Annotated in this window: 10 protein-coding genes; 3 read left to right on the plus strand and 7 right to left on the minus strand. The window is 66.0% G+C overall.

Going from position 1 to position 10895, the window contains the following annotated elements; genetic code table 11:
* From B7R93_RS01625 to B7R93_RS01645, 5 genes are all read right to left on the minus strand, one after another.
* Positions 1-1413 (minus strand): tryptophanase, encoded by a 1413-nt coding sequence (locus B7R93_RS01625; protein ID WP_103019207.1) that lies wholly within the window; start codon positions 1411-1413, stop codon positions 1-3.
* A 98-nt stretch (positions 1414-1511) separates the two neighbouring features.
* A complete protein-coding gene (locus tag B7R93_RS01630; protein WP_103019092.1) occupies positions 1512-2036 on the minus strand; it encodes an RNA polymerase sigma factor in 525 nt (174 codons plus the stop codon).
* A gap of 403 nt (positions 2037-2439) precedes the next feature.
* Positions 2440-3753: an HD domain-containing protein gene (locus B7R93_RS01635; protein ID WP_103019093.1), complete on the minus strand. Its 1314-nt coding sequence runs from the start codon at positions 3751-3753 to the stop codon at positions 2440-2442.
* A 72-nt stretch (positions 3754-3825) separates the two neighbouring features.
* Positions 3826-4698 carry a lipase family alpha/beta hydrolase gene (locus B7R93_RS01640; protein WP_232797903.1) on the minus strand — a complete coding sequence of 291 codons (873 nt, stop codon included), beginning with the start codon at positions 4696-4698 and terminating at the stop codon, positions 3826-3828.
* 82 nt (positions 4699-4780) lie between these two features.
* Positions 4781-5434: a phosphatidate cytidylyltransferase gene (locus B7R93_RS01645; protein WP_103019094.1), complete on the minus strand. Its 654-nt coding sequence runs from the start codon at positions 5432-5434 to the stop codon at positions 4781-4783.
* Positions 5435-5642: 208 nt separating this feature from the next.
* Here B7R93_RS01645 and B7R93_RS01650 point away from each other — a divergent pair, with 208 nt between their 5' ends.
* The 3 genes from B7R93_RS01650 (at position 5643) to B7R93_RS01660 (ending at position 10046) form a co-directional block, all read left to right on the plus strand.
* The gene (locus B7R93_RS01650) at positions 5643-6512 is read left to right on the plus strand and encodes a dienelactone hydrolase family protein (RefSeq protein WP_103019208.1); all 870 of its coding nucleotides are present in this window, start codon (positions 5643-5645) and stop codon (positions 6510-6512) included.
* A gap of 99 nt (positions 6513-6611) precedes the next feature.
* Entirely contained in the window at positions 6612-7676 is a 1065-nt protein-coding gene (hemE, locus tag B7R93_RS01655) for a uroporphyrinogen decarboxylase (RefSeq protein ID WP_103019095.1), read from the plus strand.
* Positions 7677-7739: 63 nt separating this feature from the next.
* Positions 7740-10046 (plus strand): acyl-CoA dehydrogenase family protein, encoded by a 2307-nt coding sequence (locus B7R93_RS01660; RefSeq protein WP_103019096.1) that lies wholly within the window; start codon positions 7740-7742, stop codon positions 10044-10046.
* A 25-nt stretch (positions 10047-10071) separates the two neighbouring features.
* On the opposite strand, the gene B7R93_RS01665 is transcribed toward B7R93_RS01660, so the two are convergent.
* Positions 10072-10341, minus strand: a complete 270-nt coding sequence (locus tag B7R93_RS01665; RefSeq protein ID WP_103019097.1) for a zinc-ribbon domain-containing protein — start codon at positions 10339-10341, stop codon at positions 10072-10074.
* Positions 10342-10397: 56 nt separating this feature from the next.
* Positions 10398-10895, minus strand: a 498-nt coding sequence (locus tag B7R93_RS01670; protein WP_103019098.1) for a DUF2911 domain-containing protein, incomplete at its 5' end; no start/stop codon positions are given.

Consider the following 10895-nt stretch of genomic DNA (forward strand, 5'->3'; position numbering starts at 1 on the left):
TTACGACGCCTCGGCGGGGGCGTCGGTCTCGTGGTGGACCGCCCCGGGCTCCTGCGGGCGAAAGTGGGCCGTAAAGTGCCGGAGCTGGGGCGGCTCCTCGGTGATCTCGTAGCCGCAGAGGGCGTCCTTGCGGCCCACGAGCGCCTCGAAGCACTCGATCACGTAGTCGACGTGGCTCTGGGTATAGACGCGGCGGGGGATGGCGAGGCGCAGGAGCTCCTGGTCCGCCGGCTCCTCGCTGCCGTCGGGCTGCCGACCAAACATAACCGATCCGATCTCGACCCCGCGGATGCCGCCCGTCACGTACAGGGCGACGGCCAGCGACTGGGCCGGGTAGTCCAGCGGGGGAATGTGGGGCAGAAGCGACTTGGCGTCGATGTACACCGCGTGCCCGCCCACCGGCCTGATGATGGGCACGCCCAAGTCGGTGAGGGCCTCGCCAAGGTAGCGGGTCGAGGCCATGCGGTACTCCAGATAGTCCTCGTCGACGATCTCCTGGAGCCCCACGGCGATGGCCTCTAGGTCGCGCCCTGCCAGCCCGCCGTACGTCGGAAAGCCCTCCGTAAGAATCAGCTGATTGCGGGCCTTGCGGGCCCACGTGTCGTGGTCCAGGGCCAGCCACCCGCCGATGTTGACCAGCGCGTCTTTCTTGGCGCTCATGGTCATGCCGTCCGCGTGCGAAAACATCTCCCGGACGATCGCCTTGACTGAATGGTCGCCGTACCCGTCTTCGCGCTGCTTGATGAAGTAGGCGTTTTCCGCGAAGCGGCAGGCATCGAGGAAGAGCGGCACGCCGTGCTCGTTACACAGGGCCTTCGCGCCGCGGATGTTGGCCATTGAGACCGGCTGGCCACCGCCGGTGTTGTTCGTAACAGTGAGCATGACGAGAGGCACCCGGTCACCCTCTTCCTGCAGCAGTGCCTCCAGCCGATCGAGGTTGATGTTGCCCTTGAACGGGTGCTCCTCGTCCGGAACATGGCCCGCGTCGACGACGAGGTCGATCGCCTCGGCGCCCGTAGCCTCAATGTTGGCGCGGGTGGTGTCGAAGTGCGTGTTGCTCGGAATTTTGACGTCGGGGCCCGCCACCAGGCCCATCAGGATGCGCTCGGCGGCCCGGCCCTGATGGGTGGGAATGACGTGCTCGAACGGCATGAGGTCTTTGACCGCCTCCTCGAACCGAAAGTAGGAGGGCGATCCCGCGTAGCTCTCGTCGCCTTGCATGAGGCCGGCCCACTGCGCCGCGCTCATCGCGGAGGTCCCGGAGTCGGTGAGCAGGTCGATGATTACATCGTCGGCGTGCAGGTTGAAGAGGTTGTAGTGCGCGTCCTGAATCATCTGCTCGCGCTCGGCCCGAGAGGTGAGTTGAATGGGCTCGACCGACTTGATCCGAAACGGCTCGATGATCGTGTCCATCTCCATGGCAGACTGAGGGACTCTGAGGGTGAAACGGTATAGTAACGTATCAACTTAGCCCCCCAAGGACAATGAAGAGATGGATGGGGGGAACCAATCTACGCCGGAACCGGGTCGAGGGCGCGGTCGAGCTGCCCCCGGAGCTTTTTGCGGCCCCGGTGGAGGTACACCTTCACCGTGTTGAGCGGCCTATCCAGTACCTCGGCGATCTCTTTGTACTTGAGGCCCTGCAGCTCGCGGAGGGCCACCACTCGCCGATACGGATCGTCGACCCGGTCCAGGGCATCGAGCACATGGTCGTGGAGGTCGGCGTCCTCGGCGTGCCGGTCGGGCGTCCGGGTCGGGCTCGGGGCGCGGTCTACGCTATCGGGGTTGTGCCGGACGGTCTTGCGCCGCCGCTGGCGAGCCCGGAGGCGATCGATACAGGCGTTCCGGGTGACGCGCATGAGCCAGGCGATGACGCCGTCCTCGTCGAGCTCGTCCTGGTGCTCCCAGAGCGTCACCAGCACCTCCTGCGTTACGTCCTGGGCCGTGGCGTGATCGTTGAGCATCGATCGGGCGAACCGGTATACCTGGTCCTCGTGGGTGGACACCTGACGTTCGAAGGCGGGAACCGTATTCATCGCGGGGGAGTCGTGTCTGAAACGAACCGAGCGGGCACGACGAACGGCCGTCGTACAGCCACGACGGACAGCCTCGTCCGTCCTTGACTGCAGGGACGCCTACGATCTCGTCCGGGGCCGAGATGCCCGGCGCGCGATGAGTGGGATGCATCGTACGATCAATCGCCCGGCCTCGTCCCCAAGATCAAACACACCCGCCCCAACCGGGGAGCGACGAGGAGCAGGGGGAGAGACGAGGCAAGAATTGAGAGTCGGGAAGCGCATTTCCCGTCGCAGCGTCTCGGGCCCTGTCCCGGTTCAGCTTGGGCAAAGGCGGCCTTTCAGAGGTGCTTCGTGCCTACGCTGTGCAGTGGCACAGGTGAGTGCCCCCTGGGGCCTGTGGAGGAGCGGAGGTGGCCTTTGATCAGTCGTCCAGGACGGGGGCAAGGTCCAGGTCAACGGGCTTCGGAAAGCACACGTAGGGCTTTTCGACGAACCCCGTGAGGTCCGAGATGGTGGTGGTGTCGGCCATCTCAGAGAGCTCGCGGGCGGTGCCGTCCCGGCCCAGAATCCCAATCAGCTCCTCATTGTCGTCGTAGGCGGTGTGGCGTGACACATTGAGGGTGAGGTAGTGCCGGGCGGCGGCCTCGGCCTCCGATCGGGCCACGAGACCTTCGTCCACGAGCCAGTCGGCCACCTCGGTGCGCCAGGCGGCCCTCCGCGCCTCGCTGGGGCGCTGAGACAGGAAGCGGACGCGCAGGAAGACACGGTTGATGAAGCGATGGCACAGGTCGGCCATGACCGGATCGGGGCCTTGCATCCACTGCTTGAGGCTAAAGAGGACATCGGTGTCGTCGAGCTGCAGGTAGTGGTTGCGGACCTCGGGGGTCTCGATCTCGTCGACGTGGACGTTGTGGTCGAGAAAGAAGAGCAGGGCGTGCGATCCCCGTCGCAGCCAGTCGGGAGAGGCCCCGGCCTCAAGGTGGACCTGCGCACGCTGCAGAATGCCCCGGAGCAGCTCGTCGCCGGCTAGCACGGTCTTGTGGAGGTAGACCTGCCAATACATAAGCCGGCGCGAGATGAGGAAGTTCTCAACGGCGTAGATGCCTTTGGCTTCGATCATGACCTCGGCGTCGGAGCCGCCCGAGAGGGGGTGCACGCGCATCGTTTTAAGGAGGCGCTGGGCCCCGACCTCCCCCTCCGCAACGCCGGTGTAGAAGGAGTCCCGCCGGAGGTAGTCGAGCCGATCCATGTCGAGCTGGCTCGACACCAGCTGGTGAAAAAAGGGACGCTGGTAGGTATCGTCGAACATGTCAAGGGCCGTCTCCAGCGTCCCGTCCATGCGTTCGTTGAGGTCCGTCAGCAGGACCCGACTCATGTCCTCGTGCGAGAAGTCCTCAATGAGCTGGTGTTCGAGCGTGTGGGAGAAGGCGCCGTGCCCCACGTCGTGCAGGAGCGCGACGGCCAGGGCAGCGGTCTGTTCGTCGGGACTCACGGGTGTGCCCTTCTCGGACAGATTGGCGAGGGCATCTTGCATGAGTGCCATCGCCCCGAGCGCGTGGTTGAAGCGCGTGTGCTCGGCTCCCGGGAAGACGAGGTGGCCGACCCCGAGCTGGCGGATCCGGCGCAGGCGCTGCACCTCCGGCGTTTGGATGAGGGCCATGATCACGGTCTTCGGCACGGAAATGAACCCGTGCACTGGATCCGAGAAGAGCTTAAAGCGCTGGTTGGAGGACACGAGGGGTGGGCGAGTTGTTGAACGGAAGCGTCACGAAAGAGCGGTGGGGCCGTGTGTCGGGAGCGGGGCATGCTACCACCCATCCTCGGCCAGCTTCTCGACGATGGTGGTGTAGAAGGCATTCGAGTCGAAGCTGGCGGCGAGGCCCGATGAGAGGCCGACCTGTCGGGCGTGGTCCGCGTCGATGGTGCCCTGATAGTGGCCCCAGCGGGCGCTTTCGACGCTGACAATGCCGTCGTTTTCCCCTTCTTCCTCGTACAGGCGGCGGTTGAGATACCGAAAAATGGGGGCAATGGGGATGTCGGTTCCTTTGCCGGCCCGGCAGCCGTAGGACCAGTACTCCACGTCTGGGTGGTCGGGCACGTCCGGGTTGAACGTATTTTCCATGTACTCGGGGGTGAGCTCCGTGAGGGCCTTCCGGATGTTCGCGGAGCCGTCCTCCAGGATGTGGGTCCCGACCCAATCGGCCATGTCTGTGAGCCAGTCGCGCACGAGCTCAGGCTGGTCGAGCACAAGGGAGGCGACCGAGGAACCGCGGTGGGGGGTGGCAATGGTGACGAGGGCGTCGACCGCCTCGTGCCAGCCCATGGCCGAGATGAGGTAGCGGGCGTCGAGCCCACCCATCGAGTGGGCGATGAGCAGCAGTCGGTCGGCCCCCGTTTCGTCGAGGACGTGTTGCAGGCGGTCATTCCAGGTGGCGGTCCGAGCGCGGACGGTGTCGTAAGGGGACACGTTGGGCGCCACGGCCCGCACGCCCTGTGACCGGAGGTGCAGGGCTTCCTCGTGCAGGTGCCCGCCCCGCCGAAACGAGGCCCCGACCCCAAATCCGTGCATGAGTACGACCGGGGCCTGCACCGGAATCATCTCGGGTTGGGGAAACGGCTCCAGGCCCGTGATGCGCCGCAGGGCGGAGGCCGGGATCGTCTCGTCCAGTTCATCGGGCATGAAAAGCGATGGGCCGACTGGGAAGAGTCACTGCATGTGGGATACCCACACAAACCCCGGCGAGTTCGTGGGCCCCACGGGGCTACAGCGCAAGAACAGGGAGAAGCGAGACGGGCCGGCCCCCAATGAGCGCCTCACCGGCGACAACCGCCACGGCGGCCGCCACGGGCACGCGGATGTTGTCGTTGACGGGCAAGGAGAGGGCCTCGGTCCCCGCGCCCACCAGCACGCCGGCGGCCCCTGGGCCGAAAGCAATGGACGAAAAGAAGGCCATCACGCCCAGGCCCGTGCCCACGAACGCGGCGGTGCCCTCCACCGTCGCCGAGCGTGTGCCCCATGCGTGGTGGCCCCACCGGCGGCCCACCAGCGCAGCAGCGGCGTCCGCGAGCATGGCCATCACGAGCACCGGCACCGCAATCCGGAGGGGGAAAAGAAAGACCATGAGGGCAGCGCTCACCAGCACGCATGTGGCTCCGTTGAAGCGGATCCCCGCTCTGGTCGCCGGCAACTCCTCCGCTCGCATGAGGCCCCCAAAGGTCCACCGGATGATCGTGTTGACGGACTCGGAATACGCTCGGGCCACGTCGGCGGCAATGGCCGCGAGGGCCGCGGGGGCCAGTAGGTACAGCGCCGTGGGCAGGCCGACGCCCCACGCCCCAAACGGGATGGAAAGGGCAAGGAGATGAAGGGCCTTTCGGCCGACTTCGCCAGTGTAGGAGAGGGAAGAGGCGGGCACGAGAGGGCGAAACCAGGACGCGGGATTTCGTTCGTCTCCCGAACCTTCCGGTCCAGCGATGGTTCAGCAAACAGTCCATATTCGGCCCAATTCTCGAATGGAATCAGCGGGAACTGGATCGTATGGGGCTGGCACTCGGCTCCCTGTTGAGATGGACGGCGTCCACGTCGTCGATACGCGCCAGGATTTCTCAAACGCCACTGTTTCCATGCGCTGGTCCACCGCGTTGCTGATCCTCTTTGCACTCCCACTGCTGACCGGCTGTGGGGCCGATGAGAGCGCCGAGGCCGAACGCATGGCGGAAGAGCACGAGGGCGACACCCCCACGGCCACCGATGCCGCCCAGGCCCCCGAAATTCCGGTGGAGGGGGGCACCATTTCCTATTGGCAACAGGAGGGAACAGATCAGACCGGCTACCTCGCCGCGCCCACCAATGCGGATTCAGTGCGGTCCGCCCGAGGGGGCGACGCGCTCCCCGGCATCGTCGTGATCCACGAGTGGTGGGGCCTCAACGACAACATCCGCGCCGCCACGCGACGACTCGCGGGGCAGGGCTACCGGGTCCTGGCCGTGGACCTGTACGGCGACGCCGTGGCCGCAACGCCGGACTCCGCGCAGGCCCTGATGGGCCGGGCGATGGAGGATCCGGACCCTCTCGTCGAAAATGTGTTGGCCGGGCACGCCTACCTGAGATCGGAAGCCAACGTGCCCCGCACCGCCCTGCTGGGCTGGTGCTTCGGCGGGGGCATGACGTACCGGACGCTCGCAGTGGGCCTGGGTGCCTTCGACGCCGCCGTGGCCTACTACGGCACGCCAGATCCCCTCTCCGGCGAGGCCCTGCAGGCGCTGGAGACCCCGATCCTCGCCCACTTTGGCACGCAGGACCAGGCCGTCCCGATCGACGCGGCCCGGAGCTTCCGTGACCGGATGAACGACGCTGGCAAGCCGCTGTCCTACTACGAGTACGATGCGGGCCACGCGTTTGCGAATCCGTCGGGCGAACGCTACGAGCCAAAAGCCGCCGAGCAGGCGTGGACCCGCACAACCGATTTCCTCCGGACACACCTTGATCCGTAGGCTGTCCTTCTCGTCTGGCGACCCGCTTCCCGGAAGCGGCCTCGCGCTCCCCCTCCTGGCACCGAATCCACCCATTCTTTCGGACGCATCCTCTCGCACATGGCTTCCTTCCCGCCCCTCCAAAACGACCGCCTTCTCCGCACCGCCCGCGGGGAGCCCACCGACCGCACGCCCGTCTGGATGATGCGACAGGCCGGCCGGTATCTCCCCGAGTACCGAGCAATCAGGGAAGAGCATGGGTTTTTTGAAGTCGTGGAGACCCCTGAGCTCGCGGCGGACGTGACCATTCAGCCCGTCGAACGGTTTGCCATCGACGCGGCAATCCTGTTCTGTGACATCATGGTCGTGCCCGAGGCCATGGGCCTGACGGTCAAGATGGTGTCGGGGCAGGGGCCGACCTTTCCGAAGCCCCTTACGACGCCCGCGGAGATGGAGCGCCTCGTAGAGCCGGACGTGGAGCACGCCCTCGGGCATGTGTTCGACGCACTCACAGTGACCCGTCACAAGCTGGCCGGGCGGGTGCCCCTCATCGGCTTCTCGGGGGCGCCGTGGACGCTCATGGCGTACATGGTAGAGGGAGGGGGCAGCAAGTCGTACCGGGCGGCCCGGCGCTGGCTCTACCGCCACCCCGACGCCAGTAAGGCCCTGCTTCAGCGCACGACGGACGTAATTGTCGACTATCTGATCCGGCAGGCAGAAGCGGGGGCGCAGGTGCTACAGGTTTTTGACTCTTGGGCGGGCCTGCACAGCCCGGAGAACTTCCGCACGTTCTGCCTCCCGTACCTCGCTGAGATTGCCACGCGGGTGAAGGACGTGCATTCCGATGTGCCGCTCATCGTCTTTGCGAAGGGAGCACACTATGCCCTGGATGCGCTGGCGGACACCGACTACGATGTCATCAGTCTGGATTCTACAATGGACCCGGCGGCCGCCCGCGATACGGTCGGCGACCGGGCGGTCCTACAGGGCAATCTTGACCCGTGTGCACTGTACGCTCCGCCCGACGTTCTGCAGCAGGAAGTGCAACGCATGCTGGCGGGGTTCGGCTCGCACCCCCACATCGGCAACCTCGGCCACGGCATGCTTCCAGACCACGATCCCGAGCGTGCCCGTGTCTTCGTCGACACCGTCCACGAACACTCTCAACACATGCGAGCCGCCTGAAGACGAAGGAGACCCGGGACGGTGCCATTCTCCGTACTTTTCCTAGGATTCCCTTCTGTTGCTATGCTCGACACCGCCGCCCCGAAGGTTCGTGCCGTCCTCCCGCTGCTATACGTTGCCTGGGCCGATGGCGTGCTCACGCCGTCCGAGGCCGAGACCATTCGCGGTCACCTCCGCGCTCAAGATTGGCTGGACGTGAGCACCCGCGAGGAGATCTGTGCCCACCTCGACCCCCAGTCGCCCCCGACCTCGACCCAATACTTCCGATGGGTCCGGGCGCTGCGGAAGGGGGCCGAAGACGCCCCCGTGACGACGCGATGCACACTTGCGGAGCTGGGGATGGCCCTCGCGACGGTTGGGGGAGATGGGGCGGCCCTGCCGGACGCATCTCGTCGCGCGCTCGAAGACATTGAGGCGGCGTTGGACATCAACGGGGAGGCAGTGGTCTGTGACCTGCTGGGCGAGCGTCCCGAGCCGTCGCCGGTCGAGTCGGAGACGCCGTTTGACACGGGTGCAATGCAGGGCTTGCTCGACGGGCCCCACGCAGACCTGCGTGAACACATCCGCACGCTGCTTCAAGATCCCACCTTTGCGTACCGGGAAGAGCTGGGCACAGACGCCTACCGTGAGCAGGTCCTCGACTGGTGCAGGCACCTGGCCGATCAGGGGCTCGGGGCGCTCGCGTTCCCCGACGAGTACGGGGGCGACGGGGACATGGAACGGTTCATCGTGGCCTTCGAGACGCTTGCCTACCATGACCTGAGCCTGGTCATCAAGTTTGGGGTGCAGTTCGGTTTGTTTGGGGGCAGCATCTACCACCTCGGGACGGAGCGCCACCACGAGGCCTATCTGCAACGGGCGGGCACCCTCGACCTGCCCGGCTGTTTCGCCATGACGGAGTGGGGACACGGCTCGAATGTACGGGAGCTGGAGACGACGGCCCGCTACGATCCCGCCACCGAAGAGTTCGTGGTCAACACCCCGCACGACGGTGCCCGAAAAGAATGGATTGGCAACGCCGCCGCACACGGGCAGGTGGCGACCGTCTTTGCCCAGCTCCAGACCGACGGGGAGGAGCACGGGGTCCACGCGTTCCTCGTGCCCATCCGGGCGGAGGATGGCACGCCGCAGCCGCGTGTCCGGATCGAAGACTGTGGCGAGAAGGTTGGCCTCAACGGCGTGGACAACGGGCGCCTCTGGTTCGACCAGGTGCGCATCCCACGTGAAAATCTGCTCGACCGGTACGCGCAGGTCGATCCGGACGGCACCTACGACAGCCCGATCCCGAGCTCCGGCAAGCGCTTCTTCACGATGCTAAGTACCCTGATCGGCGGGCGCATCAGTGTGGCGCGGGCGGGGCTGAGTGCGGCCAAGTCGGGGCTCACGATTGCCATCCGCTACGGCAATCGGCGCCGCCAGTTTGGCCCGAAGGACGAGCCGGAAGTGCCTCTTCTCGACTACCGCACCCACAAGCGGCGCCTCCTGCCGCGTCTGGCCACGACGTACGCCCTTCACTTCGCGCTCGATGACCTCACTGCGCGGTTTGCCCGCAAGGGACGGGGCGAGTCGCTGGAGGCCATCGAGGCGGAGGCCAACGCGTTGAAGGCATACACCACCTGGCACACCAACGCCACCCTCCAGGAGGCGCGCGAGGCATGCGGGGGACAGGGCTACCGGGCCGATACCCGCATCGGACGTCTGCGGGCCGACACGGATGTCTTCACCACGTTCGAGGGCGACAATACGGTGCTCATGCTACAGGTGGCCAAGGGACTGCTCTCGGACTTTCAGCGGGAGTTTCGGGACATGAACCTGTGGGGCATGGCGCGCTTCGTGGCCGACGAGGTGGCCACCCAGGTGCAGGAGCTCAATCCGGTCGTCACGCGCAAGACGGATTCCGAGCACCTGCGGGGGCTTCCGTTCCAGAAAAACGCCCTCACGTATCGCGCTGAGAAGCAGCTTCAGAACGTGGGCCGACGCCTCCAGCGCCGCATTGACGACGGCACAGAGCCGTTCGACGCGTTCGTGGACGTGCAGGACCACCTCGTCCAGTGCGCCCGGGCGGAGGCAGAGCGAATGGTCCTGGAGCGCTTTGCGGACGCAATCGGGGAGGTTGAAGATGCGGCGCTCCAGGACACGCTCACGACCCTCCGTCGGCTGTTTGCACTGTCTCGCGTGGAGGAAGACCTAGGCTGGTTTCTGGAGGCCGGCTACGTAAGCGCGTCGAAAGCAAAGGCCATCCGGGGGGCCGTAAACGATCTTTGCGACGAGGTGCGTCCGCAGGCAGAGGCCCTGGTCGGTGCCTTTGGCATTCCAGACGCCGTGCTGGGGGCCCCAATCGTAACGGAGCCGAGCCCCGGCCCGAAGTGACGCTGGCATCAACGGCGCGTCGGGTTCAGAGCAGCAGTCCCCACGCGACGGCCATTCCTGCGCAGCCGCCGAGGAGGAGCAGGTCCGCGGGGCGCGTCCAGGCTCTGCGCTTCCAAATTCCGTACAGGGCGATCGGCCAGCACACGAGCACGAGAAGCCCGAGCCATCCGGTGTGCTCGTGCCACGGGGACCCTGTCGCCTCCGAAAGGTGAACGTGCGTCAGCGTTTCTCCGCAGACCGGGCAGAAGTCGTCCGACGGCTCCCGACGGGCACCGCAGGAGGGACAGTGCTCCATAGAACATCAGGACAAACACAAAGAAGGACCAGCCGAGCCCCGGCCCGGGGCCGCGCCTAGTTTTCGGCTTCCTGGATTTCGAAGGGCACGCGCGCATCGGCCCAGTAAAGGACGCATGTGCCGGAGGTGCTGGTGACCTGCTCGAACCCAAACGTCATCATCTCGTGCGGAGGAGCGGATTCCGGGCTCACATCCACCCGCAAGGCATCCGCGCTCCGGTCGTACTGCGTGCCCCACTGGTCGGCCACGTTATTGAAGATGATCGTCCAGGAGTTCGGGCCCGGAATCGTGTAGAGCGAGTAGGTCCCGGCGGACAGCGACTCCCCCTCGATGGTTACGTCCGACGAGACAGAGAACGTGGTGGCCTCGTTCGCGCCGGTGCGCCAGACCTCGTTGTACGGCACCAAATCCCCAAAGATGGCGCGGTCGTTCACTTGAGGGCGCCCGTATGTGAGGCGGACCTCGGTGGTGCCGATGGTCTGGGACACCGCTGCATTGGGACTGGTGCGGGGCTCCTCGGTGCCCCGGTCCTGAGCGGCGGCGGGGGGGGGGGG

It is taken from the genome of Salinibacter altiplanensis (assembly GCF_002894645.1).
In the GTDB taxonomy this organism is placed as follows: domain Bacteria; phylum Bacteroidota; class Rhodothermia; order Rhodothermales; family Salinibacteraceae; genus Salinibacter; species Salinibacter altiplanensis.